The sequence below is a fragment of the Halomonas sp. BM-2019 genome, from assembly GCF_017584085.1.
The window spans coordinates 1525892-1552604 of sequence record NZ_CP071922.1 but is presented as its reverse complement, the minus strand read 5'-3'; the positions used below and the strand labels follow the sequence as shown (position 1 = coordinate 1552604).

The following is a 26713-nucleotide window of genomic DNA, read 5'->3' as shown; positions in this document are numbered from 1 at the left end:
GGCCCCGCCGGACGCTATGCCCTGGCGGGCGCCCCCGCCGTGGCCTCTCGCCCGCCGCCGCCCAGGCTGCGGCAGGTGCTCTCCCCCCGCCACCGCCTGGAACGCCCTCCCAGAGCCGCCTGATCCCGTCGCTTACCCGAGCCCCCATGCCGGCTCGTCAATCACGGATATCAGGAGTTCTTCCATGTCAGCCTCCGTCTCGCCCAAGCCCCGGGCGCGCGCCACGCGCTACCTGCCCCTCGCCCTGCTGGCTGCCCTGGCCCTCTCGGGTCCCCTGCCGGCCCATGACGACGGTGATCACACCCACGATCACGGCCATGGCGATCATGCCCACGCCCATGACCACGGCGACCACGCCCATGACCACGGCGACCACGCCCATGACCACGGCGACCATGCCCATGACCACGGCGACCACGCCCATGACCACGGCGACCACGCGCGCCAGGCGCCGCCGGAGTGGCTCGAGCGGGACAATCCGCTGCCGCCGAGCGCCGACAACCTGGCGTTCGGCCAGGAGACCTATGCGCGCTACTGTGCCGTCTGTCATGGCGAGACGGGACGCGGAGACGGCGTCGCCGCCGGCGTGGCCGGCTTCGTACCGGTCCCGACGGATCTCGCCCAGCACGGCGCCGCCCACGGGGCGGGGGAATATGCCTGGCTGGTCAAGGAGGGTAACCCCCAGAGCGCCATGCCACGCTTCGACGGCAAGCTGGGGGAGGACGCGATCTGGGCCGTGGTGCTCTATGTTCGCCACATCCTGGCCGCGGGCGATGAGGGTCACGAGGCCGACGGCCATGCCCACTGACGAGAACGGGCGCCCGAAGGCGCCCGTGGGGTTATCACGACTCCTCGTGGAGCACCAGCTCCTCGAAGATCGTGTTGAGGGCGGGTGCCGGCTCGGGTTCCCGTTCGGGCGGGGGCTCGAGGGCCACCAGCTGGCCGCTGGGTGCTTCAAGCAGGCCGCGCAGCTGCTCGTAGTCGAAGGCCACGCCATTGTTGGCGCTGCCCGCGTTGAGCTGGGCGATGGTCTCGATCAGCGCCGACATGCCGTGCTCCTGCTCCTCCAGGGGCTTGAAGACCTGCACCAGCGGCTGGCCGTCCTGCCAGCCGACCTTGATCGGCTGGTCGATCATATTGACCCGGGTACCCACCGGCACGTTGTGGAACACCGACTCGATGTCCTCCGGGAACATGCGGATGCAGCCACGGCTGGCGCGCATGCCGATGCCGTCGGGCTCGTTGGTGCCGTGGATCAGGTAGCCGGGAATATCGAGCAGCACGGCATGGCGCCCCAGGGGGTTGTCCGGGCCGGGCGGTACCACCGCCGGCGCCGGCTCGCCGCGCTCGGCGGCCTCCTCGCGCATCGAGCGGGGCGGGTACCAGGCCGGATCCTCCAGGCGCATGGTGGTCTGGGTGTCAAAGCCCTCGCGGCCGATGCCGATCGGATAGGTCTCGACCCGCGGGGTCTCGCCCTCGCGCACCTTCGGGAAGTAGTAGAGGCGCAGCTCGGCGATATTGATCACGACCCCGGTAGGCTCGGCGTCGGGCAGGATGAAGCGCCCGGGAATCGTCACCTCGGTGCCCTCGCCCGGGATCCAGATGCTTACCTCGGGATTGGCACGGATGATCTCCTCGTAGCCAACGTTATGCTCCCGGGCGATATCCATCAGGGTGTCCTCGTGGTCCTCCACCGTGACGGTGTAGGTCTCGCCGATCACGTTGCCCTCCTCGGGCAGCGGATAGTGGCCGCGGGGCCACTCCGCCTCCTCCTCGGCCAGCGCCGCGCCGGAGAACGCCAGCGCACCGGCGAGCGCGCCACCCAGGGTCAGTGCCAGCCACGTCGGGGCTCGCCCCGACACGCCAGACGTGCCTCTCGCTATTGCCATCGTTTCGCCTCTGTCAAGCTGCCCGGCTCACCTGGCCCCGGCATGTTCATCGTGCCCCTAGTGTACCGGGGGGATCCCCGATCATGCGCAGGAACCCTGTTCGGTTTTGTCACCGTCCCCGCAGGGGACAGCCTACCGCCGGTGCCTGACGCCGGCCGGCGGCGGCGGCGTGGCATGATGGTGCCATCCCGCTTCCCGATGCCCGTCATCCCTCACCTCGGAGCCCCCACCGATGACCGCTACCCGTCCCTCGCCCGATCCCGCGACCCGCTCGGCCCGCCGAATTGCGCTGGCGGTGGGCATTCCCGTCGTGCTGGTGCTGGCCATCCTGATTGCCATGCCCTTCATGGCCGGCAATGAAACGACGCTTCAGGTCGACGGCCGAGTGCCGGCCGAGCCCGGCACGGAACAGGGTGGCGTGCACTTTTCCGGCACCGTGCACCAGTGGAGCGTGTCGGGCAGCCTGGCGGTCGACGCCGAACGGCAAGCGCGGCTCTCCTTCCGGCTGCGCGGCCCGGACGGCAGCCCCCCCCGGCAGGCCATGCAGGTCCCCATCACGTTCAGCATGCCCGCCCACGGCATGGAGCAGAGCGCCACGGCACGGCAGGTCGGCCCCGACAGCTTCGCCGCCGCCTCGGAGCTGCCGATGCCGGGTGCCTGGGAGATGCGCATCACCTTTGCCGAGGTCGCCGGCGTACTCCCCTTCGATGTCGCGCGATAACCCGGCCGCCCGGCTGGAACGCCCTGGCCTGGGCGCCTGCCCCCGCAGCATGCCGGCACCGCCAGACTGCTAGACTGAAGTCGAGACAGCGAGGGAGATCGGCATGGCACGACTCAACGTGACACGCAAGCTGATCGAGTCCCATCTGGTGTCAGGCAGGATGGAGCCAGGGGAGGAGATCGGGCTTGCCATCGACCAGACCCTGACTCAGGACGCTACCGGCACCCTGGTAATGTTGGAGTTCGAGGCCATGCAGGTCGGCCGCGTCTGCACCGAACTCTCGGCCCAGTACGTCGACCACAACCTGCTGCAGGAGGACTTCAAGAACCCCGACGATCACCTCTTCCTGCAGAGCGCCTGCCGCAAGTTCGGCGTCTGGTTCAGCCCGGCCGGCAACGGCGTCAGTCACCCCGTCCACCAGGAGCGCTTCGGCGTGCCCGGCAAGACCCTGGTCGGCTCGGACAGCCACACCCCGGCCGCCGGGGCACTCGGCATGTTCGCCACCGGTGCCGGCGGCCTGGAGGTGGCCCTGGCCATGGCCGGCAAGCCGCTCTATCTTCACATGCCCAAAGTGGTGGGGGTGGAGTTGACCGGCGAGCTGCCCGACTGGGTCAGCGCCAAGGACGTGGTGCTGGAGCTGCTGCGCCGCTTCGGCGTCAAGGGGGGCGTCGGCAAGGTCTTCGAGTACTACGGCCCCGGTCTCGCTGCCCTCTCCGCCATGGATCGCCACGTGATCGCCAACATGGGCACCGAGATGGGGGCGACGACCTCGGTGTTTCCCGCCGACGGCGAGGTGAAGCGCTTCCTGGAGCGCCAGGAGCGCGGCGATGCCTGGCAGGAGCTGCTCGCCGATGACGGCGCCGACTATGACGAGCCTGTCTCGCTGGACCTCTCGACCCTCGAGCCGCTGATCGCCCTGCCCAGCAGCCCCGGCAACGTCAGGCCGGTGCGTGAGGTGGCCGGCGAGGAGATCTACCAGGCCTACGTGGGCTCCTCGGCCAATCCGGGCTTTCGCGACTTCGCCGTGCCGGCTATGATGGTCGAGGGCCGCCGGGTGGCGCCAGGCGTCTCCTTCGACGTCAACCCCACGTCGCGCCAGATCCTCGAGAACCTAGCCAGTCACGGCTACCTGTCACACCTGATCCGCGCCGGTGCCCGCCTGCACCAGGCCGGCTGCAACGGCTGCATCGGCATGGGCCAGGCGCCCGCCACCGGTCGCAACAGCCTGCGCACCGTCCCGCGCAACTTCCCGGGTCGCTCCGGTACCCCCGAGGATCGGGTCTTCCTGTGCAGCCCGGAAACCGCTACCGCCTCCGCCCTGACCGGTCGGATCACCGACCCGCGTGACCTGGACATGGCGTATCCCCGGTTCGCGGAACCCGAGCCGCTGGCGATCAACCGCGAGATGCTCGTCGCTCCCGCCGAGGACAGCGGTCTGGTGGCGCTGATCAAGGGGCCCAACATCAAATCGCTGCCGGAATTCGAGCCGATTCCCACCCGCTTCGCCGGCCCGGTGCTGCTGAAGCTGGGTGACGATGTCTCCACCGACGAGATCATGCCCGCCGGGGCCGAGGTGCTGCCCCTGCGCAGCAATATCCCGGCCATCGCCGAATACGTGTTCCACGCCGTCGACCCGGGCTTCAGCCAGCGCGCCAGGGCGCTCGACGGCGATGGCTTCTTCCTCGTCGCCGGCCGCAACTACGGCCAGGGCTCGAGTCGCGAACATGCTGCCATTGCCCCCCGCTACCTCGGGCTACGCGCGGTCTGCGCCCTCTCCTACGGGCGTATCCATTGGCAGAACCTGGCCAACTTCGGCGTCGTGCCGCTGACCTTCGCCAACGCCGATGACCTGGCGCGCATCGACCAGGAGGACGAACTGCTCCTGGACGACCCGCTCGGCGCCCTGGACAAGGGTGACGAGGTCACGCTGTACAACCGAACCAAGGCGGAGCAGTACCCCATGTACCACGACCTGTCGAAGCGACAGGTCGACATGATCCGCAGCGGCAGCCTGATCCAGCTGGTGCGCGAGGAAGCATAGCCGCCGGCCGGGCTCCCTCACGGCACCAGCGCTACCCCGGACCCTACCCTGAGTAAGGGAAGGCACCAGATTCCGGAGGCCCCCATGCAACCCCCAGCCAATGTCATGGACCTGATCGGCAACACGCCGATGGTACGCGTCGCCCACCTGGACACCGGCCCCTGCGAGCTCTACCTGAAGCTCGAGAACCTGAACCCCACCGGCTCCATCAAGGACCGCATCGGGCTGTCGATGATCGAGGCCGCCGAGGCCGCGGGGGAGCTCCGGCCGGGCGGCACCCTGGTCGAGGGTACCGCCGGCAACACCGGCCTGGCCCTGGCGCTGGTGGCCCAGCAGAAGGGCTACCGCGTGGTGCTGGTGATCCCCGACAAGATGAGCCGCGAGAAGATCTTCAACCTCAAGGCCATGGGCGCCGAGGTGGTACTGACGCGCTCCGACGTGGCCAAGGGCCACCCGGAGTACTACCAGGACAAGGCGGCGGCCATCGCCCGGGAGACCCCCGGCGCGGTCTTCGTCAACCAGTTCGGCAACCCCGCCAACCCCCTGGCCCACGAGCGCGGCACCGGCCCGGAGATCCTGCGCCAGATGGAGCATCGCCTCGACGCCGTGGTGTGCGGCGTGGGCTCCGCCGGCACCATGACCGGCCTGTCGCGCTGCTTCGCCGAGGCCGCCCCCCAGGTGGAGCTGGTGCTCGCCGACCCCGAGGGCTCGGTGCTGGCCGAGTACGTGCGCACCGGCCGGCTCAGCACCGAGAGCGGCAGCTGGCTGGTCGAGGGCATCGGCGAGGACTTCATTCCGCCCGTCGCCGACCTCTCCCGGGTGCGCCAGGCGATCACCGTGAGCGACAAGGAGAGCCTGCTGTGCGGCCGCGAGCTGCTGCACCGCGAGGGCATCCTGGGCGGCACCTCCACCGGCACCTGCCTGGCCGCGGCGCTGCGCTACTGCCGCGCCCAGCCCCACCCGAAGCGGGTGGTGACCTTCGTCTGCGACACCGGCAACAAGTACCTCTCCAAGATGTTCAACGAGCACTGGATGGAGGATCAGGGCTTCATCGAGCGTTACCACTACGGCGACCTGCGCGACCTGATCCGCCACCCCTATGCCGAGCACGACACCGTGGTGGTGGCCCCCGACGAGCCGCTGACCACCGCCTACGCGCGCATGAAGCTCTACGATGTCTCCCAGCTGCCGGTGATGGAGGGCGACCGGGTGGTCGGCATCATCAACGAGACCGATGTGCTGATGGCGGTGTACGGCCACGAGGACCACTTCACCTCGCCGGTGGCCGAGGCGATGATCACCGAGCTGCAGGAGCTCAGTCCCGGCGCCAGCCTGGACGACCTGGTGGGCGTGTTTCAGCAGCACCATGTGGCCATCGTCACCGAGGGCGAGCGCTTCCACGGCCTGATCACGCGGATCGACCTGCTCAATTACCTGCGCCGACGCATCGACTGAAGCGAAGGGAGGCTGCGATGAACGACGACAAGCGCGACGGGCGCCCGGGTCTCGCGACCCGGGCCATCCACGCCGGCCAGGCACCGGACCCCAGCACCGGCGCCATCATGACGCCGATCTACGCCACCTCCACCTATGTGCAGGCGAGCCCCGGCCAGCACCAGGGCTTCGAGTACTCGCGCAGCGGCAATCCCACCCGCCTGGCCCTGGAGCGCTGCATGGCGGATCTCGAAGGCGGTACGGCGGGCTTCGCCTTCGCCTCGGGCATGGCGGCCACGGCCTGCGTGCTGGAGCTCCTCGACCACGGCAGCCATGTGATCGCCATGGACGACCTCTACGGCGGCTCCTATCGGCTGTTCCAGAACGTCCGCCGGCGCTCCGCCGGACTCGACTTCAGCTTCGTCGACCTGAGCCTCGAGGGCGCGCTGGAGATCAGCCTGCACGACACCAGCCGCATGCTCTGGGTGGAGTCGCCCACCAACCCGCTGCTCAAGCTGGTCGACCTGGAGCGAGTCGCCGCCTTCGCCCGCGACCACGGCCTGATCAGCGTGATGGACAACACCTTCGCCAGTCCGGTGCTGCAGCGCCCCCTGGAGCTCGGCTTCGACATCGTGGTGCACTCCACCACCAAGTACCTGGGCGGCCACTCCGATATCGTCGGCGGCGTCGCCGTGGTGGCCGACGAGGCGTTGGCCGAGCGCCTGGCCTTCCTCCACAACGCCGTGGGCGGCATCGCCGGACCCTTCGACAGCTTCCTCGCCCTGCGCGGGCTGAAGACCCTGGTGCTGCGCATGCGCCAGCACTGCGCGAACGCCGGGGCGCTGGCCGCCTGGCTGGAGGCCCATCCCGCCGTGGAGCGGGTCCTCTACCCGGGGCTGGCGAGCCACCCCCAGCACGCCCTGGCCCGGCGCCAGATGAGCGACTTCGGCGGCATGCTCTCCCTGGTGGTGCGCGGCGGCGAACCGGCCGCCCGCCGCGTGCTGGAGCGCTGCCGGCTGTTCGCCCTGGCCGAGAGCCTGGGCGGGGTGGAGAGCCTGATCGAGCACCCCGGTATCATGACCCACGCCTCCGTGCCCGCCGAGACCCGCGAGCGGCTCGGCATCGAAGGCGGGCTGATCCGCCTCTCGGTGGGCATCGAGGCGATCGACGACCTGATCGACGACCTGGACCAGGCGCTGCGCGGCGATGGCGACGCCACACCCCCCGCTTGAGGGCATCGCCTGGGGCGTGTTGAACATTTTCCCATTGAGCTTGGCGCCCCATCTCGGTCAGGATGAAGCAGGAACCGCTGCAAGCGACGGACGAGCCAAGGCCTACCGCTGGAGGAGCCACATGCAACCGCTGAGCTATTACTACTACAACGTCCTGGAAGGCCTCGAGAAGCCATGCGATGTGCCGACGGCCCAGCTGCAGGAGGGCTACGACATCCTCTACCAGCATGGCGGGCGCATCGAGATCGACCTGGTCCGCAAGGCCGAGGAGGGCGACGCCCGGGGCGAGCCCTACCACTGGTACGAAGACCTCGACGACGAGCAGCGGGCGAAGCTGCACAAGGCGCTCGGCGACGGCGATCCCGCCAAGATCCTCAAGATCATGCAGCGCAACGGCTATGCCGGCGTGCTCTACCATCACGCCTGGGAGCACTTCCGCACGGCGGCCGCAGCCGACTGATTCATGCCGCGGCCCCCGTGCAGGCGGGGGCGCGGCCCGATGTCGCCCGGCAACCGGCTGACGGGGTGGCCTCTCGCCCTGGCCTCAGGGCTTGGCCATCAGGTCCGTACGCCAGGCCCGCCAGAAGGTCACGCCCTGCAGCACGGCGAACACCGCCTCGAACAGCGCCGGCAGCCACAGGAAGCCCGAGGCGAACAGGAAGAACAGCGCGAAGAGCCCCCGGAACAGGATCGACAGCAGCGCCACCAGGCGATTGTGCAGCGGCGCCAGGGCGGCCGGCAGATAGAGCAGCCCCACCACGATCATCGCCAGGCCCGCATAGCGCACCCAGGTCAGCGGATAGGGCAGATCGGCCCCCATGATCCCCAGCAGGCTGGCGGGCCAGAGCCAGAGCCACAGGCCCAGCAGCACATTGAGGGCGATCCCCACCTGCATCACCCGCCGATAGGTCGCGAACACATCGTGTGAGGTTGGCATAGCAGTGCTCCTGGGCCAGTGCCTAGAACGTCAGCAGGTAGTCGAGCAGCGCCGAGCGCTCCTCGGGTGTCAGCTCGGTGCCGTAGTCATGCCCCAGGCGGCCGTTGCCGGGCTGGCTGGTGTCGAAGCAGAAGCCGGCCTCCAGGGGCTCGCCGGGCGTACACGCCGGCGCCACGAAGCCGCCCTTCTCCGCATCCAGCACGTCCAGCCCGCGCACGAAGGCCTCCGGGCGCTCCTCCGGGGGCAGCAGCAGGTCGTAGAGGGTCGGCACGGCCCCGTTGTGCAGGTAGGGCGCGCGCAGCCAGAGGCCGTCGAGGGGCAGGTTGGCGTAGCCGTCGGTCTTGCGGAAGTGCCGGAAGCGGTAGCGCTCGTCGTCGTCGAACAGGGTCAGCTGGTAGCGGCGCAGGGTCTCAGTGTAGCTGTCGAGCCGGGCCGGGTCGACGCCGAGCCGCGCATTGGGCTCGACCCGACCGAGGCGCGCCCCCTCGAAGACGTAGCGGTCGCCGTCCTGGTAGCCGTGGCAGTCGGCGCAGTGGCGCATGTAGAGCGACTGGCCGGCGGCCACCCCCTCGGGATCGGGGCGATAGGGGCTGGGCGGCGGCTCGAGGTCCAGCAGCCAGTCGGCCACCCGTTCGATGGCCCGGTGATCGACGCTCTCCTCGGTCACCCCGGCCCCGATGGCGGCGCTCAGGTTGCGCTCCTGCAGCGAGGCGTTGTTGCCGTCCCAGTGCAGCTCCATGCCCTGGCGAGGGCGCTGCAGGAAGACCGCCGGGAAGTCGCTGGTACCGATGCGCTCCGCCTCCTCCAGCTCCGCCACCTCCATGCCGAACTGGATCAGCTTGTAGGGGTTGAAGGTATCCACCCGCCCCGGCCCCCAGGCCGGCTGCACGGCCAGTAGCGGCCCGAGCAGCGCCCGATTCTCCAGCAGCCCCTCGCGCACCCGGGGCAGGACCGCGTGCCGCCACACCCGCCGTTCGATCCAGCCCAGCGACTGGCCCTGCTCGTCCATGGCGGCGAGCACGCTGTCCGGCGCCAGCCGCGGGTCGTCGGCAATCTCCAGCAGGAAGTCGATGAAGCCGTAGAGGTCCAGGTTGTTGGAGGGCATGCCGGCGATCTGCCGCACCGGCGCGTCAGGCGACTCGCGGACCGTCCCCACGTGGCAGAGCGCACAGTTGAACCAGGCGATCTCCACGCCGCGCACCTGCCGGGTGCCGACGCCGATGGGCAGATCCCCGCCGCTCGCTTCGTCCCCCGGCGCGTAGAGGAAGCCGAACACCTCAAAGTGCCCATCGTCGAAGACCTCCGGGAAGAGGCTCGGCAGCACCCGCCACAGCCGCACCGGCAGCCCGCTCACCTCGCTGCCGATGGAGCCGTGGCGGAAGTGGGTCTCCGGGTCGGCGTAGTGATGCACCGACTCGCCGCTGTAGCGCCACAGGGTGGGCAGGCCGATCACCAGCACCAGCAGGCCGGCCACCCCCACGGCCAGGGCGAGCAGGGTCAGCGGCAGGCGCCGCCAGCGCCGGCGGCGGGCCTCCTGTTGCACGGCGGTGACGGGTGGCTCCTGGCGTCTCATGGCGGCCTCACGGGTTCTGCGCCGGCGGCACCGGGGGCAGGCGCAGCTCGGGGCGGGTGTCGTAGATGGCCATCAGGGCCGCGATCATGCGCTCGTGGTCGCCGTCGAAGCGGGAGAGCTCGTAGCAGCCCAGGGGATTCTTCGGCGCATTGAGCAGGCACTTGTTGCAGAAGGTGCAAGGGCGCGCCGGGGCGTCCTGCCCGGCCCGCCATTGCTTCGGCAGGTCGGGATTGGCGATCAGCGCCCGGGCGCTGGAGACCGCATCGCAGGCCCCGCTCTCGATGGCCTCGCGCACCAGGGAGGCGCGTTGATAGCCGCCGGTACTGATCACCGGGATCCCCACCGCCTGGCGAATGGCGCGCGCCTCGTCCAGGCTCACCCCCTCCACGGCATGGCCGCGCTGGTGACGGAACCACAGCCAGCGGAAGATCCAGCGCAGCGAGGCGTAGCGGAACAGCAGGTAGTTGCGGAAGGTGTCGACCCCGGCGGAGAGCATGGCGTCATAGGTGCTGGCGATGGTCTCGAAGGAGAAGTCGCCCGGCGGGTTGAGGGGGTGGGGAAAGAGGCTGCCGATGGAGACGTGCAGCGCATCGGCCCCCGCCGTCTCGGCCCAGCGGCACACCTGCAGGGTCTCCGCCAGGGTATTGCCCTTGCCCTCCCAGGGCAGGATGTCGTTGTGGTCCACGGCGCTGATCTTGACCTGCAGGTGGAAATCCGGCCCCACCCGCCCGCGGATGGCCTCGATCACCTCCAGCAGGAAGCGCGCCCGGTTGGCCAGGGACCCACCGTAGCGGTCGCGCCGGTCGTTGATGGCCGAGCTCAGGAACTGGGTGAACAGGTAGCCGTTGGCGGCGTGCAGCTCCACCCCGTCGAGCCCGGCCTCCCGGGCCCGCCAGGCGCCGCGGGCGAAGGCCTCGACGGTGCGCTCGATCTCGTGCCCGCTCATGGCCCGGCACAGGAAGCCGTGCAGGGACTCCTTGTGGTCGGTGGCACTGAGCGCCCGGCGATGCTGGTTGTGGACCCCCGGCAGGTCCATCTGCCGGCCGGAGTGGCTGAGCTGCAGGATGTACTTGCAGTCGAAGCGGTGCACGGCCTCGCCGAGCCGCTGCCACAGTGGAATGAAGTCGTCGCGGTGGATGGTGGCGTAGCCCGCCACGATGCGCCCCTCCATCTGCACCGGCACGAAGGAGGAGATGATGGCCCCCACCCCGCCCCGGGCGAAGAGGCACTCCCAGTTGAGGCGCGTCTGGGTCAGGCTGCCGTCCTCGTTGTCGAAGCGCCCGGAGATGTTCGAGCGGAACAGGCGATTCTTGACCGCCAGGTTGCGCCACTTGAGCGGTGTGAAGATGACATCCTCGCTCATCATTCGCCCTCCCCTCGCCGAGCCGTCATGGCCCGGCCCCAGGTATCGGCCAGCAGCGCCAGGATGAAGCGCTGGGCCGGACAGCGCGCCCAGCTGTCGCCCATGAAGGCCAGCCCCGGGTCGCCGCTGGTCCGAACGGCCTCGGCGAGGCGCAGCAGCACCAGGTCGCCAGCGGCGCCAGCATCTGGCGCAGCAGCGTCTCCGGCACGCCGAGGCAGCGCCCCAGCACCGCCGCCGAGGAGAGCGACGCGGCCCCCGGCGTCGCGGCCAGGGCGCGCATCGACTCCAGCGACTCCATCAGGTTGTGCACCGCCACGCCCGTGGCATGCAGGGTCATGGCATCCCCCCGGGCCCGCTCATGCAGCAGTCGTCGATCCCGGCGAAGTCGACCACTGAGGCGTTGGAACAGCGCCTTGAGCGCACCGATCCGCGGGTAGTCGTTGAGCCGCCGGGCGGCCGCGTAGCTCGCCGCGTCGGCGCGGTAATCGTCGTGGAACAACCGCCCCAGCACCCCCTGGGCAGCGGGCCCCAGCGCCTCGCCCTCCCCCTGGCCGGCCACCGCGGCCACCAGGCTCTCGAAGGCCGGGTCCCGGCGCCAGGAGGCGATGTCGGCGCACTCATCGAGGCGCCGACCCAGCTCGGCGTGGCGCGCCTCGCGACCCTCCGCGTCCCGCCCCAGCAGCGCGGGCAGCGGCTCGCCGTCGAACACCAGGGCCTGGCGCAGGCGGGCCAGGCGCAGCCGGTTGATCAGGCCGCCGCCGGCGGCCAGGGAGCGGTCGAGACGCGAATCCGCATCGAGCAGGCGAATCTCCCCGGGGTCGGTGACCTCCAGCAGATTGATCAGGCCGGGAATGTGCACTCGTCTGGCCACGCCGCCTCCTTCCTCTCGCTATCCATAGGCCCCGTGCTTGGCCCTTACCATAGGCCCCGTGCTTGCCGCCCTTAGCTAGCCGCGCTCGCCGCGGTTCCATGGGAAGAAGGCGTTGCGTACGCCCGCCAGCCGCGGCGCCAGGGCGGGGAAGTGACGGCCGATGACCGATGCCATGTCGTTGTTGTCGATCCACTCCATGCCCGCCCGGGTGTAGACCTCAGGGGTGTAGTCATCGGTGAAGAAGCGGTCGCTCTTGAGGCGTCGCGAGGCCATCAGGATGAAGATCCGGAAGGCGGTATCGCTGAAGGCGAAGCCGGGCGGCGGGGTCTCGGCCAGGCAGCCGATCAGCAGGTCGACCTCCTCCACGTCGCCGTAGATCGCCTCCAGCTCACGCTGCCACTGGGGATTGTCGGTCAGCTCGGCGAAGCTTCGCGGGGCCGGCATGTCGATCAGACGGCGGAAGCGGCAGTAGCGCGGCACCCCGCGCTCGCGGTCGCGCAGGATGTCCACCGTGGCCAGGTCGATCACCCGATGATGGGGCGCCTGCTTCTCGTGCTGCTGCAGGTGGCGGGGAAAGTTGTGCAGCACCAGGGCGCCGGGAGGGCTGGTGCCCAGCGAGTAGAGCGCATCCTCAAACGACACCTCCGAATAGAGGGCATGAGTCAGTGAGCCGGCCACCTCGGTCAGGCCGCACTCCTTGATCAGGCTGTCGTCGGCCTGGCGCCGGAAGCTGAAGTCGTCGGGAATCAGCGGATGCATGCGATAGACGGCGCTGAACTCCTCGGTGATGGCGTAGGGCGCGGCATGGTGATCCACCGGCGAGCCGACGATGCCGCTCAACAGCTCGCTGTCGCTGACGCGCCCCCGGCTGCGGTAGACGTGCTCGTCGAGCACCCCCCACCAGTTGGCGCGCATGCCGAGCCGAAGCTCCGGGGTATCGAGCAGCGCCGGGGTCCACTCGACGGTATGGATCTTGGCGATCAGGGCGGCATTCACCAGGCGGGCCTTCTGGAACAGCCACTCGCCGTCGCGGTCGGGATGCTCGATGCGCAGCCGGTCGACGATGGCGTTGTGCTCCAGGGCGAACAGGGTGTGCATCAGCGACAGCCCTACCCACCAGTTGCCGTTGCTGCCCGCCAGCTCGATGCCGTGCTCGTCCAGCGGCAGGTGGCCATCGGGCTTGAGGTACAGCTTGCCGTCGGGCAGCAGCTCGCCGCTCTCGGGGTCGGTGCGCACCAGGCGCTGACGACGCAGGCTGCTGCCGTAGATCTGGGAGGCGTCCCACCACTGGGTCTCGGTATTGAGGAAGGTCGCGGGATGGCCCTCGTCGGCGGCCGAGCGGGTGCTGTCGCGGCGGCTGCGCAGCACCGTCATACGCTCCCAGGGCCAGTCGTCGTCCTCGTCCAGGGGTACCTCGTAGCGCTCGGCCTCGGTGTCGTTGGAGCCGTGGCTGAACCAGTCATGCACCATGAACTGCAGCCAGGCGGGGACCAGCACGTTGAGGGTGGCCGCCGGCACGAAGGTGTCGCGGGTCATCAAGCGCCGGCTGATCACCCGGGGACTGGGCGTCATCAACCGCTCGCCGGTCTCGCCGAAGGTCTCGGCCAGGGGGACGTTGCGGCCGAAGCGCGTGTAAGCCTTGCCCATGGCCGGTGCCGCCAGGTCGTTGTAGCTGCCGTCGGCGGTGCGGAAACCCCGCACATCGAAGTCGCCCTTCTCGGGGTCCTGGGGACGCTCGCGCTCGGTAGAGTAGAGGTTTCGCCAGCGCAGGTTGCGGCGCAGGGCGACAAGATTGAGCACGGCGATGAGGAAGGGAAATTGATGCCACTGGCGGCGCCGATTGATGCGCCGAAACACCCGGCCGAGCAGGCCACCACCGCGTTGACCGAACATGTGACTCCTCCCTGAACAGTGCCGTCGCTGCCAACGGAACGGACGACTTTCGACCGGTAATCTCAGCCCCCAGGGGGGTCCAGAGACCTCAAACTCGCAGGTTGAACGTGACCCTACCGAACATGACAACTAATCTGTAGCACAGGGTTTCACCCCCCACCAGTCTGGCGCCTCGGTCCCACGGGGCAAGGAGGAGATCGGGTGATGGGCGGATACGCGGCGGGATTTCGTGCCATGGTACTGCTGGGGGTGGTGGCCAACCTCCTCTTCGCCCTCCCCGCGGTCTTTGCCCCCAACGCGGTGATCACCCTGGTGGGCGGCGCTCCGGTGGCCGAGCCGGTGTGGCCCGCCTTCGCCGCCTGGCTGCTGATCCTGCTCAGCCTGTTCTACCTCCCGGCGGCCTTCGATCCCTTCCACTACCGGTCCATCGCCCTGCTGACCGTCCTGGCGCGCTTCGCCGGGGTGGTCTTCTTCACCCTGCTGTATCCGCAATTTCCGCTGTTCGCCCTGATCGACCTGTTCTTCGGCGTGACCCAGGGCGTCCTGCTGCTGCTGCTTCGACGCGCCGAGAAGACGGCATAACGCACTCAAGGAGAGACGCTCATGGCATCCAGGCATGGAGACACTTCCGGGACAAAACGGCGCTGGCTGGCGTGGCTGTTCCTGCTGCTGGTGGCCGGGGGAGGCATCGCGGCCCTTGGCTGGTACCAGCTGTTTCGCGAGGAGCCGCAGCATTTCGACAGCGTCGAGGCCTACTACCTCTACGGCTCCATCGGCGCCGAGCAGGAGGAGGGCATCCCCTACTGGATCTGGCGGGTGCTGCCCGAGGTCTTTCCCCAGCATCTGCCCGGGGAAGGCGGCTACGCCGCCCTGGGCATGCTCTGGGAGGAGGGCGAGGCGACCCCGGTCGGCTTCTCGAAGAAGACCATCGGCTTCCCGCGGATCGCCATCAACTGCGCGGCCTGCCACACCGCCAGCTATCGCACCGCCGAGGACGCCGAACGCCAGATCGTACCCACCGGCCCCCAGCAGACCTTCGACCCCCAGGCCTACCTGCGCTTCCTGGGGGATGCCGCCGATGACCCGGACTTCACCGCCGCCAACCTGCTGGCGGCCATCGAGGAGCAGACCGAGCTCTCCTGGCTCGACCGCCTGCTCTACCGCTTCCTGATCATTCCGCGGACCCGGGATGGGCTCCAGGAGCAAGCCGCGCGCTTCGCCTGGACCGAGGAGCGCCCGCGCTGGGGACCGGGGCGGATCGACCCCTTCAACCCGGTCAAGTTCCACCCCGACCTGCTGGCCCTCGACCCCGCCGAGGACGACACCATCGGCAACTCCGACATCATGCCGCTGTGGGCGATGGACGAACAGGAGGGCTTCGCCCTCCACTGGGACGGCCTCAACGACTCCCTGACCGAGGTGGTGCTGAGCGGCGCCATCGGCGACGGCGCGCGCCCCGCCACCCTGCCCGTGGACGCCCTCGCCGAGCTGGAGGCCTACCTGCTGACCAAGCGCCCCCCGCCCTACCCCTTCCTCTACGCCCTCGATGCCGACCTGGCCGCCGAGGGCGAGGCGGTGTTCCAGCGCACCTGCGCCGGCTGCCATGGCCTGGAGGGCGCGCGTACCGGCACGGTGATCCCCCAGCCGGAGGTCGGCACCGACCCCCACCGCCTGGCGATGTGGACCGCCGAGGCCGCCGAGCGCTACAACGCCTACGCCGAGGACTACCCCTGGGACTTCAATGCCTTCGTCAAGACCGACGGCTACGTGGCCAAGCCGCTGACCGGCATCTGGCTGCGCGCCCCCTACCTGCACAACGGCTCGGTCCCCACCCTGGAGGACCTGCTGCGGCCCGCCGACGAGCGTCCCGAGCGCTTCTACCGCGGCTACGACGTCTACCACCCCGAACGGATGGGCTTCATCCATGAGGGCGAGGCCGCCGAGCGCGAGGGCTTTCACTACGACACCGCCGAGCCGGGCAACAGCAACCAGGGGCATGAGGGCGCCACGTTCGGCACCGAGCTCGACGAGCAGGAAAAAGCGGCGCTGATCGAATACCTCAAGACGCTGTAGGAACCATTCCAGGAGCCATGCCATGGCCGAGTACCTGAAGGTCGTCTTCCCCCAGCGACGCGAGGTGTGGATCGACGGCGAGCCCGCCGCCTGGACCCAGACGGTCTGCCAGGTCGATGCCGGCTGGTACACCGTGACCCTGGCCCCGCCGGCGGACTTCGCGCCCGAGTGCCAGCGGGTGGAGGTCATCGGCACCCTGCCCTCGGCGCCGCTGATCGTCGAATTCACCCTCAAGGAGGCGGACCCGTGACCCCTGTCGCCAGGCTGTCGATCACCCTGCTGCTGCTCACGGCGCTGGCCGGCTGCGCCTCCTTCCCCGAGGCCCGGCCCCTGGAGCGCGTCGACCCCGCCAGCGGCTACCGCTACGCCAACCTCGAGGGCGCGCCGGACAGCGAGGAGCTGTTCGTGATCCTCAGCTTCTCCGGCGGGGGCACCCGGGCCGCCGCCCTGGCCTACGGCGTGCTGGAGCGGCTGCGCGACAGCTGGGTCGAGATGAACGGGGAGTCGCGCAACCTGCTGGACGAGGTGGACGTGATCTCATCGGTGTCCGGCGGCAGCTTCACCGCGGCCTACTACGGGCTGCACGGCGACGCCATCTTCGAGGAGGGGGGCCGGTTTGAGCGCGACTTCCTCTACCGGGACGTCGAGGCGGACCTGAGGCGCCGGCTGTTCAACCCCTACAACTGGGTGCGGCTGGCCTCGCCCACCTTCGGGCGCATCGAGCTCGCCGAGGAGGTCTACCAGGCGCTGCTCTTCGACGAGGCCAGCTTCGCCGACCTGGCGGAGCGGGGCCAGAAGCCCTTCCTGCTGATCAACGCCACCGACATGGACAAGGGGGCCCAGTTCACCTTCGTGCAGTCGCAGCTCGACCCGATGTGCGTCGACCTGGACAGCGTCTCGCTCTCCCGCGCCGTGGCGGCCTCCTCGAACTTTCCCGTCGCCTTCACGCCGCTGGCGCTCAACAGCTATCCCGGGCGCTGCGGCTACCAGGAGCCACCCTGGGTAGCCAACGCGCTTGAGGGCCTGGAGACCAATCCCCGTCGCTATTACCGGGCGCGCAACTGGCAGCGCTACCAGGAGCCCGACCGCGACTATGTGCACCTGCTCGACGGCGGCGTCTCCGACAATATCGGCCTGCGCCCCGCCCACGTGGACGCCAAGCCGGCGAGCCCGGCGGCCGACTTCGATACCTCCCCCCGCGCCCCCGGTCCCAAGCAGGTGATCAACACCATCGCCTCGACGCCGCTGGTCAACTACTCCTTCGATACGGTCGAGCTGATCCGCGAGACCCTGCGCGACCGCGAGGACGCCCAGCGGCTCTCCCGGGAGACCGGCAACGGGCTGCACCAGGTCGACCTCTACTACATCTACGTCGGCTTCGACCGGCTCACGGACCCCGCCGAACGGGAGCGCTTCCAGGGCATTCCCACCCGCTTCCGCCTGCCCGCCGAGGAGGTGGATGCGCTGCGCCGCATCGGCGCCCGCTTGCTGGAGGAGTCGCCCTGCTTCCAGGCCCTGCTGGGCCAGGCCGAGGTCCCGGAGGGTCGCTTCTGCCGCTATTGAGGCGCCGGGCGCCGCCGCACCGCGCGCGGTATCAGGCCCAGGGATCGATGCGCAGGTAGAGCCGGCCCTTGAAGCCCTTGCGGCTGGAGAGCGGCACATAGCGCCCCTCGGCGTCCTCCTTGACCGGCCGGCCGCGCCCCTCGCCCCAGTCCTCGTCGCCGAGGATATAGCGCAGCCGCCAGCCCTCCTCGGCGGCGGTGGCCAGGATCACCACCTTTTCACGGAAGAGGTTCTCGTCGGGGACCCGCCGGCCGACGAACCAGCGTCCGCTCACCTTGAACTCGGTGCTGCGCACGGCGATGTCGGCCACCAGCATCATGGTGCGTCCCTGGCTGACGGTGATCTTGGTGCTGTCCAGGTAGACCGAGAAGAGCACCGGATGGCGGGCGTGATCGACGCCGGCGCGCTCGGGGTGGTACATCTCGTCGAAGCGCCGGAAGATTGCCGAGTCGTGCTCCACCCGGCGGTCCGAGAGGGCCACCGGCGGGTAGAGCCGCGGCAGCACGGTGCACTCGAAGTGGTAGCTCCCCTCGATGTCGCGGCCCTCGTCGCGGGCCTGCTGCACGGAGGGCGGCAGGGGCAGGTGGTCGACCACCAGCCGCCCCTGCATCCGGGCATCGCCGAACAGGAAGCGAGTCAGGTTCTGGTAGCCCCCCTCGGAGTTGACCATGCCGAAGGGGCCGCTGTGGGCCAGGTAGAGATGCACCCGCGGCGCCTCCTCGACCCAGGCGCAGTCGATCTTGACCAGGCCGTCGCTGCGGGCGCCCACCAGGTGGCGGGTCGCCTCGTAGTCGCGGTGGTTGGTGCCCACCAGGCAGAAGAAGCGCTCCGGCGGGAAGTGGCCGCCCAGGTGGTTGACCCGCCCGTTGCGTGGGGTGAGCTTGAGATACTCGGCAATGCTCTGCCGGTTGAAGTTGCTGATGTCCCACAGGTCCACGAAGCTCGGCACGTTGATGCCGGCCACCTCGATGCCGTCATGGGGGGTGCCGTAGGTGAAGACCTTGTCCACGCAGTCGCGGGCCTCGGCGCTGGCCACCTCAGGATTCTGCAGCAGGCAGCGGCACACCAGCCCGCCCATGGAGTGGGCCACCAGGTAGACCCTGAAGGCCTCTCGTGCCTCGTCGTCATCGCCGCAGACGCGCTCGCGCAGCCACAGGATACGCTCGCCGAGGGTCTGGGCCGCCTCGGGGATGGAGGGGCGCTGCGCCTCCCCCGCCTCGTCCTCGTAGAAGCGGTGGATCAGCAGGGTGCGGCGGGGCAGCCGGTCCTCCCGCACCGCCCCCTCCGCGTAGACGTCCCGATAGCCGTGGTCCTTCATCAGGCGGATCACCGGGGATTCGAAGATGAAGGTCTCGAAGCTGCCGCTGGGCCCCTGGCGGACCCGGGTCGCGCCCAGGTTGAAGCCCATGTAGGGGGTATTGACGGTGGCCTCGATCTCGCAGTCGAGCATGGCGTAGCCGCGCACGTAGATGATGGGGTGGTACCGCTCCTGGGACATCCTGGCGCTCCTCCGTGGGGTGGAATCGGCGGGCGACTCGCCGCGGGAGTCCCTGGTCGGCCGCACTGCCCTGGAAACCTCCCGTCGAAGGGCCAGGCGTCGCGGTCCGCTGCCCGGCCCCCACATGGTTTCCCTGATCAGCGTAGTCCAGGATTCTCAGCCGACCGGCGGCAGGAGCGGCCCAGGCGCATTACGGCGAGGGGGTGGCCCTGCGTCGTGTAGCGCCCACGGCCCTTGATCGTTTCAAACCGACGCATAGTCGCCGGGATGCGTGAGTTCACGCTTCTTCCCACGGAACGATGCGTAGAGCGCCCGATGGCGGCGCAGCCCGTATTCGTCCGCACGCGTCTCGTAGGCACCGACCCACCGAATCAGGTTATCCAGATTCTCGTCCTGCGCCTGGCGGGAGCTGAACTTTTCCGGTTCCCAGGGCCTCGAGAGGCAGTGGGCGATACAGGTCTCCACCCCGGGATTGAGGAAGATGAGCTCCTCACAGAAAGGCAGCACCGGCTCGATAATATCCGCGTAGCAGCCTTCGATTACCCAGTTCTCGTTGTCGGCGATCCAGCGTTTCACCTCTTCGAAGCTTTCTTGCAGGGCACGCCTCTCGATGCCGCCTTGAAACGCCACCTGATCCAGCGATAGCCGGGCGGCAGGTTGCTTGGCTATCAGTTTCCTGGCCAGGGTGCTCTTGCCTGCCCCGGCGTTTCCCAACAGGATGACTCTCATGATGTGATTGGCCCTCGGGTGACATCGATAGCCGACTGCGCGCGCCGGCCGTCAAGGAGTGACCGACAGGCTCAACAACGCAATTCCGTGCACCACCGCTTCATCATAGTGGGCGTGATCGGTGATGGCGTCTCCCCAGGCGCCCGAGCCTGGTTCTCGGGCTGACTCGACTCACCCGATATGGCGAATCATGCGACGCCGGGACGCTGGGCGTGTTGTAAGCTCAGCCTGAACGGTCCGCCCTGGGAGCGATGCGATGGAGTGCCGACGCCTGCTGCTCGTCTTGATGTTGTGGGGACTCGCCTCCCTGGCCTGGGCGGAAGGCGCAGGGCCGGCGTCAGGGCCCACACCGCTGGCGGCGGCTGACGCCGGCCCCGAGGCACCGACGACCGGCGAGGGTGCCTCCGACCCGGCCCCGGCGGCCAATTCAACCCTGGCCACCCATGACCTGGCCGGGGTCACGCTGGCCGTGGTGCTCGATGACGCCCTGCAGGTCGCCGGGGGCTATGGGCAGGCGGATCTGGCGACGACCCGACCGGTCGACCCCGACACCACCCTGTTCCGGATCGGCTCCGTATCCAAGACCTTCCTCTGGACCGCCGTGATGCTGCTCGTCGAACGCGGCGAGCTGGACCTGGACACCGACGTCAACGCCTACCTGCGCGAGGTCGAGGTCGACGACGCCTTCGGGGAGCCGATCACCCTGCGCCACCTGATGGCGCACCGTGCCGGCTTCGAGGACACGCTGCAGCTGTTCACCGTGGCCGACGACGACCCACGCCGCCTGGCGGAGCTGCTCACCGCCCATCAGCCGAAGCGGGTCTACCCGCCCGGGGCGCGGACCGCCTACTCGAACTGGGGAACAGGGCTTGCCGCGCAGGTGGTCGAGGACGTCGTCGGCCAGCCCTACGGGGACTTCCTCCAGCAGGCGCTGCTCACCCCCCTGGGCATGCAGGACACCACCTGGCAGGCGCCGCGTCACATGGAGGCGCCAAGGCGGGAGCGGCTCGCCACCGGCTATCGCCCCCGCCACGGTGGTCTCGTCCAGCAGGACTACCTGCAGCTCGGCGCCTACTGGCCGGTGGGCGGCATGGCCTCCACCGCCACGGACATGGTGCGCTGGATGCGCTTTCACCTCAATGGCGGCGAGCTCGACGGCCTCCGGCTGCTGGCCCCGGAGACCCATGCGCAGATGTGGCAGCGCGCCCATGATGACCGCCCCGACGCCGCCGATGTGGCCCACGGCTGGCAGGACGTGCCCTATCGTGGCCTTCGCACCCTGGGCCATGGAGGCGGCACCGCCGCCTTCCTGACCAACCTGGTGCTGGTGCCGGAACTGGACCTGGGCGTGTTCGTGTCGCAGAACAGCGCCCACACCATGGTACCGATCACTCAGCTCCCGACCCTGCTGATCGACCGGGTGGCGGGCTTCGACCCGGTGCCGCTGCTGATCCACGACGAGGAGCCGGAGGCACTGGCCGAGCTGGCCGGCAGCTACCGCAACAACCGCCGGGTTTTCTCCACCTTTGCCGCCGCGCTGGGGGCGTTGAACGTCACCCGGCTGACCCCCGTCTCCCGCGACGGCTTCACGCTCAGCCACCCCATGGAGGGCAGCGACTACTACCGCCGCCTCGACGGCGCCACCGATGTCTTCGAGAATGCCCGGGGCGGGCGTGTCGCCGTGCTGCGCAACGCCGATGGCGAGGTGGTCGCGCTGGCCGACGCCATGGGGGTGCATACGCTGGAGCGGGTCGGCCTCTGGGAGCATCCCACCACCCTGCTGACGCTGCTGGCACTCGCCACCCTGCTCGGCCTGACCACCCTGCTCGGGGCCTGGCGGCGCCGCGGTCGCGACGGTGGCGGCCCGCTACCGGCACGGGTTGCCGGCAGCCTCGCCATCGCCGCCGTTGGCGCGCAGGGCCTGTTGATCGCCGCCCTGGTCAGGCTGACCATGGGGCTCGCGGACTTCGACCTGAGCCGCATGACCGATCACTACCCGGACACCGGGATGTTCCTGCTCCACTATGCCGGCTGGCTGGTGGCGGGGGCTGCCCTGCTCATGCTGGCGGCGCTGTGGCCCGCCTGGCGCGGCTCCGGCTGGGGCCTGTGGCGGCGGCTGCACTTCAGCCTGTTTGCCCTGGCCCTGCTGCTGGTGAGCCTGCAGCTCTGGGAGTGGCGGATCATCGGCGCCGCGGTGATCTAGGGGCCCCGTGGCAGCGCCGGAGCGAGCGAATCCTGATCCTGCAGGGACACCCCGATGCCAGCGAGGCCCACCTGTGTCATGCCCTGGCCGATCACTACCGCGAGGGCGCCCAGGCCCAGGGCCATGAGGTGCGCCTGATCGACCTCGCGACCCTGGAGATCCCGCTGCTGCGCAGCCAGAAGGAGTGGAAAGCCGCCGCCCTCCCCTCCTCGCTGACGGCGGCCCAGGAGGCCATCGGCTGGTGCCAGCACCTGGTGCTGGTCTTCCCGCTCTGGCTCGGCGACATGCCGGCTCTCGTCAAGGCGTTCCTGGAGCAGGTGCTGCGTCCCGGCTTCGCCTTCGAATACGTGGAGGGAAACCCGCTGGGCAAGAAGGGGCTGACCGGGCGTTCGGCCCGGGTGGTGGTGACCATGGGCATGCCGGCGCTAATCTACCGCCACCTCTTCCGGGCTCACAGCGTCAAGTCGCTGGAGCGCAATATCCTCGGCTTCGTCGGCCTGTCACCGGTACGCGAGACGCTGATCGGCAGCGTGGAGTCGATGAGCGCTACCGCTCCCTGGCCGACCTCGAGCGCGGCTTTCGGCGTGCCGGCACCGACTGCGTCCCGTTTGTAGTGCCAACCTTGAACACGCGTTTCTGGGATAATCAGCGGATTACGCTTCTGGTATGGATTGACCCGTCAAGGGTTCGGTTGTCTCTGTCGTATGTGGTCATCCTCAATGCCTTCGGATCAGGAAGCGAGGGGCTATCAGCGACGGTGGATCTCTCTGGTATTCGTGGGTTGGGTACCGACCTGTCATCACTTCGTCGCGGAGCTGCCCTGGTCTACAAGCGAGGGTCACCCTGCCCCGGAGGGCGGGGGCCTCATAGGAGCGTCAGGGGTTCTCCCACCGGCCCGACGCTCCCTGACCCGAAGACACTGGGACGGGAAGCTCATGCCGTGGCTCGACTGTCGTGGGGTTTGCCCATGGTCTCGCAGGCAATCGCCCACAGGAAACCGGCCAGCTCCCGGGCCACAGCCGTCACCACCTGTTGCTTGACCTTGCCCGTGGCCGCCAGCCGACGGTAGCGCCCACAGAGCCGTTTCTGCGCCTCCCAGGCAATCGCTTGCACCGTCGGCGAGGTCTTCTCTGCGCGCTGCTCGATGATGCGCGTCTTGCGCGCCGGAAAGCGGTAGCTCCAGGCGGACTCTACCAAGACGCGTCGCACATGGCCGTTGCCGGTCTTGGTGATGCCGCCCTGGCGTCGGCTGCCACCGCTCGAGTGCTCGCTGGGCACGAGCCCCAGATAGGCCATCAGTTGCCGCGGCGAATCGAAGCGACTGATGTCACCGAGCTCGGCCAGCACCGTCATGGCGGTGATCAGGCTGATACCGCGCATCGCCTGGATGGCCTCGACCACCGGAGCCAGTGACCAGTCCGGCAGCGCTGCCTCCATCTGCCTCTCCAGGCCGGCCACGCGGCGCTGCGCTTCGCGCACCGCCTCGATGTACTCCTGCAACACGATCTGCTGAACCGGGGTGTCGAAGCGCACCGTTTCCAACCAGCGAAAGTGTGCCGGGATCCACTTGCTCTTGCCGGCATAGACCTTGCCGTGACGCAGCAGGAAAGCATTCAGGCGTTGCCGCGCCTTGAGCTCGATGGCCTTCATGTCCTCCCGAGCCCGCGTCAGGTCGCGTATCGCCTCCTGCTCCGGTGTGGGCACCCACACAGGCGTGAGCTCCCCAGAACGCGACAGGCGCGCCAGCATCTGCGCATCGCGGCGGTCAGTCTTGACGCGATCGCCGGCGCGGCGCGGGATCAGGGTCGGGGCCACCACCTCGCAGTCATGCCCGCTGGCCTGGATCTGATGGTAAACCCCGTAGCCACAGGGCCCAGCCTCGTAGCTGAACAGCAGGGGCTGCCCGTCGAAACGCTCGCTCAACTGGCGAATCAGCTTGTCGATAGCCTTGGGCTCATTGGGGATCTCCCCACGAAACTCGGGGCTATGCCGCCCCGCCTCGGCGACAGACACGGCGATGCTGGCCTTGTGGACATCCAGCCCGATATAAGCGGCGTGGATATCGCTGGCGGCGCTGACGCGCTCGGCGACGACCCTCTTCCCTACAGGCTGCTGAGTTGCGTTAGACTGTTTCATGACCTGCCTCCCTCAATATTGGCTCTGTGTTCTGGTCCCAACCTCAACATAACCCACGACGTTGAGGTGGGGCAGGTCAATCCATCATGTCTACGGGGTGGGTGGTCACCATATTCTGCTGTAGGAGCCGAATATATTCGGCGATGGCGGAGACCGCCAATCCGGCCATCGCTGCGCGATGGAATCGCCGATGTGTCGGATCACCGATAAATCGGGCTCCTACGGGATGGCCGTGGCCATGGCGGTGGCCAGGGCGTCGAGGGTCCGGTCGATCTGCTCTCGGGTGTGCTCGCAGGAGAGGAAGAAGCGCAGGCGGGCGCTCTTCTCCGGTACGGCGGGGTGGAGGATCGGCTGGACGTTGATGCCCTGCTCGAAGAGCTCGTGGGAGAGGCGGGCGGCCAGCGGCGAGCTGCCGACGATCACCGGGACCACGGCGGCACCGATGCTGTGGCCGGTATCGAAGCCGCGCGCACGGGCCTGCTCCAGGAAGTAGCGCGAGATGGCGTGCAGGCGCTGGACCCGCTCGGGCTCCTGCTGCATCAGCGCCAGGGCGGCCAGGGAGGGCGCCGCCACCTGGGCGGGCAGGCCGACGCTGTAGAGGAAGCCGGGGGCGAGGTAGCGCAGCGTCTCGACCAGTTCGCGGCTGCCGGCGATGTACCCACCGCAGCCGGCCAGGCTCTTGCTCAGGGTGCCCATCCAGATGTCGACATCGTCGGGCGGCACCGCGAAATGCTCGCGCAGGCCCAGGCCGCGCTCGCCCAGCACGCCGAAGGAGTGGGCCTCGTCGACCATCAGCCAGGCCTGGTGGCGGCGCTTGATGTCGATGAACCGGGGCAGGTCGGGTACGTCGCCATCCATGCTGTAGAGCCCTTCGATCACCACCAGCACCCGCTCGAACTGGCCGCGGTGGCGGGTCAGCAGGGCGTCCAGGGCATCGGTGTCGTTGTGGGCGAAGGGAATGCGCTTGGCCCCGGAGAGCTGGGCGCCGACCAGCGAGCTGTTGTGGATGTACTCATCGTGAAGGATGAGATCCTTCGGCCCCATCAGGTAGCCCAGGGTGGAGACGTTGGTGGCGTGGCCGCTGACGAAGGCCACGGCGTCCTCGACCGCATAGGCCTCGGCGATGGCCCGCTCCAGCTCGCCGTGGATGGGCCGTTCGCCGGAGACCACCCGGCTGGCCGACACGGAGGTGCCGTAGCGCGCGACGGCGTCGCAGGCGGCCTGGCTGACGCGCGGATCGCCGGAGAGCCCCAGGTAGTTGTAGCTGGCGAAATTGAGGCACTCGCGGCCGTCGATCCGCGAGGTGGCGCCGGCGATGCCCTCGTGTACCTTGAAGAAGGGGTCCGTCAGGCCGAGCCGGCGGGCCCCTTCGCGCATCATGGCGATCTGCTGGAAGCCGGGGTGGGCATCGAAGCGGGTCAAGCGCTCCGCCACCCGGGAGGGACCGATGGCCCGGGCGGGCTCCGCCGGACCGGGCGGCGCCTGGCGGGGTCGCTGGCGCGCCTTGGCCAGCAGCTGGGCCTTGAGCTCGTCACGACGACTCACGACAGGGTCTCCCGGCTGGCGGGTGTCTCGCCCGCGTCCTCGAGGTCCGCGGCGCCGTGGCGAGCGGCCAGGGATGCCAGCTCGGCGCTGTCATCCTCGGCCTCGCCGTCGCCGTCGCCCTGGCCGAGCTTGCCGATCAGCACGCCGGCCAGCTTGTCCAGGGTGGAGGCCTCGCCGAGCACCATCACCGGCACCTGGACGCCGAGCCGCGCCTCGATGGCGGTCATCAGCTCCACGCCCATCAGCGAGTCGAAGCCCATCTCGTAGACCGAACGATGCACGTCGATCTTCGCTTCGTCGATGAGCAGGATGGCAGCGAGCTCCGCGCGCAGCAGCTCGGTGACGGTGCTGCGCTGCTCCTCGGGGGAGAGCCCGGCCAGCAGGGCGGCGATATCCTCGCCGTCGTCGTGGGTCCGGCCGTCATCCTCGGCCTGGCGGGCGATCTCGTTGAAGCGCGGGGCCTCGGCGGTGGGCAGGAAGCGGGCCAGGGCGCCCCACTCCAGCTCCAGCACGCCGAGGCTCGGGCCGCCGAGGCGATCACCGTGGTGCACCAGCAGCTGCTCCAGCACGCGCAGGGCGTCGTCGGAGTGCAGCGCCGAGCCGCCCAGGCGCTCCTGCAGGGCCTCCCGGGTGCGGGTATTGCGGGCCAGGAAGCCGACGTCGTCGATGGCGCCCCAGCGCAGGCAGCTGGCCGGTAGCCCCCGGGCGCGGCGCGCCGCGGCCAGGGCCTCGAGCCAGTGGTTGGCGGCCACATAGCTGGCCTGGCCGGGGTTGCCGAACAGGGTGGTCGCCGAGGAGTAGAGCACGAAGAACTCCAGGGCGTCATCGCGGGTCAGCGCGTCGAGGTGGCGGGCCCCGTCGATCTTGGGCGCCAGCACCCGGGCGATGCGCGCCTCATCCAGGTTGCGGATCAGGCCGTCGTCGATCACCGTGGCGGCGTGGATCACGCCGCGCAGCGGGCCGAGGCGCTGGCGGGCCTCTTCCAGCAGGGCCGCCAGCGCCGCCCGGGCGG

23 protein-coding genes are annotated in these 26713 nt (G+C 69.3%); 12 read left to right on the top strand and 11 right to left on the bottom strand.

The window, feature by feature from the left end; all coding sequences use genetic code 11:
* Positions 1-184: 184 nt before the first annotated feature.
* Positions 185-808: a c-type cytochrome gene (locus tag J5F18_RS07820; RefSeq protein WP_346301711.1), complete on the top strand. Its 624-nt coding sequence runs from the start codon at positions 185-187 to the stop codon at positions 806-808.
* 34 nt (positions 809-842) lie between these two features.
* Here J5F18_RS07820 and J5F18_RS07815 read toward each other — a convergent pair whose 3' ends face one another.
* Positions 843-1889, bottom strand: coding sequence for a L,D-transpeptidase family protein (locus J5F18_RS07815; protein WP_346301710.1), 1047 nt, complete (start codon positions 1887-1889; stop codon positions 843-845).
* Between the two features lie 232 nt (positions 1890-2121).
* On the opposite strand from J5F18_RS07815, the gene J5F18_RS07810 reads away from it, so the two are divergent.
* From J5F18_RS07810 to J5F18_RS07790, 5 genes are all read left to right on the top strand, one after another.
* Complete coding sequence (locus J5F18_RS07810; protein WP_346301709.1) at positions 2122-2610, top strand: FixH family protein; 489 nt, start codon at positions 2122-2124, stop codon at positions 2608-2610.
* Between the two features lie 103 nt (positions 2611-2713).
* Complete coding sequence (locus J5F18_RS07805) at positions 2714-4651, top strand: aconitate hydratase (RefSeq protein WP_346301708.1); 1938 nt, start codon at positions 2714-2716, stop codon at positions 4649-4651.
* 84 nt (positions 4652-4735) lie between these two features.
* Complete coding sequence (locus J5F18_RS07800) at positions 4736-6106, top strand: pyridoxal-phosphate dependent enzyme (RefSeq protein WP_346301707.1); 1371 nt, start codon at positions 4736-4738, stop codon at positions 6104-6106.
* Positions 6107-6123: 17 nt separating this feature from the next.
* Complete coding sequence (locus J5F18_RS07795; RefSeq protein WP_346301706.1) at positions 6124-7317, top strand: PLP-dependent aspartate aminotransferase family protein; 1194 nt, start codon at positions 6124-6126, stop codon at positions 7315-7317.
* A gap of 121 nt (positions 7318-7438) precedes the next feature.
* Complete coding sequence (locus J5F18_RS07790) at positions 7439-7777, top strand: hypothetical protein (RefSeq protein ID WP_346301705.1); 339 nt, start codon at positions 7439-7441, stop codon at positions 7775-7777.
* Between the two features lie 84 nt (positions 7778-7861).
* Here the strand turns inward: J5F18_RS07790 and J5F18_RS07785 are convergent, their stop codons facing one another.
* The 5 genes from J5F18_RS07785 to J5F18_RS07765 all read right to left on the bottom strand — a co-directional run bounded on the left by J5F18_RS07785 (position 7862) and on the right by J5F18_RS07765 (position 13954).
* Entirely contained in the window at positions 7862-8254 is a 393-nt protein-coding gene (locus tag J5F18_RS07785; protein WP_346301704.1) for a hypothetical protein, read from the bottom strand.
* Between the two features lie 22 nt (positions 8255-8276).
* A complete protein-coding gene (locus J5F18_RS07780; RefSeq protein WP_346301703.1) occupies positions 8277-9827 on the bottom strand; it encodes a hypothetical protein in 1551 nt (516 codons plus the stop codon).
* Between the two features lie 7 nt (positions 9828-9834).
* Positions 9835-11190, bottom strand: a complete 1356-nt coding sequence (locus J5F18_RS07775) for an NADH:flavin oxidoreductase (protein ID WP_346301702.1) — start codon at positions 11188-11190, stop codon at positions 9835-9837.
* A 25-nt stretch (positions 11191-11215) separates the two neighbouring features.
* Positions 11216-12061: a hypothetical protein gene (locus J5F18_RS07770; protein WP_346301701.1), complete on the bottom strand. Its 846-nt coding sequence runs from the start codon at positions 12059-12061 to the stop codon at positions 11216-11218.
* Positions 12062-12136: 75 nt separating this feature from the next.
* Entirely contained in the window at positions 12137-13954 is a 1818-nt protein-coding gene (locus tag J5F18_RS07765) for a peroxidase family protein (RefSeq protein ID WP_346301700.1), read from the bottom strand.
* A gap of 204 nt (positions 13955-14158) precedes the next feature.
* Here J5F18_RS07765 and J5F18_RS07760 point away from each other — a divergent pair, with 204 nt between their 5' ends.
* Genes J5F18_RS07760 through J5F18_RS07745 form a run of 4 tightly spaced genes read left to right on the top strand, consistent with a single transcriptional unit; the run spans position 14159 to position 17590 of the window.
* Complete coding sequence (locus J5F18_RS07760; RefSeq protein WP_346301699.1) at positions 14159-14536, top strand: hypothetical protein; 378 nt, start codon at positions 14159-14161, stop codon at positions 14534-14536.
* Between the two features lie 21 nt (positions 14537-14557).
* On the top strand, positions 14558-16027 hold the full coding sequence (locus J5F18_RS07755; RefSeq protein ID WP_346301698.1) for a c-type cytochrome: 1470 nt from the start codon (positions 14558-14560) through the stop codon (positions 16025-16027).
* A 22-nt stretch (positions 16028-16049) separates the two neighbouring features.
* Complete coding sequence (locus J5F18_RS07750) at positions 16050-16277, top strand: hypothetical protein (RefSeq protein ID WP_346301697.1); 228 nt, start codon at positions 16050-16052, stop codon at positions 16275-16277.
* Positions 16274-17590: a patatin-like phospholipase family protein gene (locus J5F18_RS07745; protein WP_346301696.1), complete on the top strand. Its 1317-nt coding sequence runs from the start codon at positions 16274-16276 to the stop codon at positions 17588-17590. Before J5F18_RS07750 ends, J5F18_RS07745 begins: the two co-directional genes overlap by 4 nt.
* Positions 17591-17621: 31 nt before the next feature.
* Here the strand turns inward: J5F18_RS07745 and J5F18_RS07740 are convergent, their stop codons facing one another.
* Both J5F18_RS07740 and J5F18_RS07735 read right to left on the bottom strand, forming a co-directional pair.
* Positions 17622-19088, bottom strand: coding sequence for a hypothetical protein (locus J5F18_RS07740; RefSeq protein WP_346301695.1), 1467 nt, complete (start codon positions 19086-19088; stop codon positions 17622-17624).
* Between the two features lie 243 nt (positions 19089-19331).
* Positions 19332-19817: an AAA family ATPase gene (locus tag J5F18_RS07735; protein ID WP_346301694.1), complete on the bottom strand. Its 486-nt coding sequence runs from the start codon at positions 19815-19817 to the stop codon at positions 19332-19334.
* A 256-nt stretch (positions 19818-20073) separates the two neighbouring features.
* Between J5F18_RS07735 and J5F18_RS07730 the strand changes: the two genes are divergently transcribed.
* On the top strand, positions 20074-22020 hold the full coding sequence (locus J5F18_RS07730; RefSeq protein WP_346301693.1) for a serine hydrolase domain-containing protein: 1947 nt from the start codon (positions 20074-20076) through the stop codon (positions 22018-22020).
* A complete protein-coding gene (locus J5F18_RS07725) occupies positions 21990-22634 on the top strand; it encodes an NAD(P)H-dependent oxidoreductase (protein WP_346301692.1) in 645 nt (214 codons plus the stop codon). The genes J5F18_RS07730 and J5F18_RS07725 overlap by 31 nt, the downstream gene beginning before the upstream one ends.
* A gap of 319 nt (positions 22635-22953) precedes the next feature.
* Here J5F18_RS07725 and J5F18_RS07720 read toward each other — a convergent pair whose 3' ends face one another.
* The 3 genes from J5F18_RS07720 to J5F18_RS07710 all read right to left on the bottom strand — a co-directional run.
* The gene (locus J5F18_RS07720; RefSeq protein WP_346301691.1) at positions 22954-24156 is read right to left on the bottom strand and encodes an IS110 family transposase; all 1203 of its coding nucleotides are present in this window, start codon (positions 24154-24156) and stop codon (positions 22954-22956) included.
* 219 nt (positions 24157-24375) lie between these two features.
* Positions 24376-25701 (bottom strand): aminotransferase class I/II-fold pyridoxal phosphate-dependent enzyme, encoded by a 1326-nt coding sequence (locus J5F18_RS07715; protein WP_346301690.1) that lies wholly within the window; start codon positions 25699-25701, stop codon positions 24376-24378.
* Positions 25698-26713, bottom strand: a 1016-nt coding sequence (locus J5F18_RS07710) for a beta-ketoacyl reductase (protein ID WP_346301689.1), incomplete at its 5' end; no start/stop codon positions are given. The genes J5F18_RS07710 and J5F18_RS07715, both read right to left, overlap by 4 nt.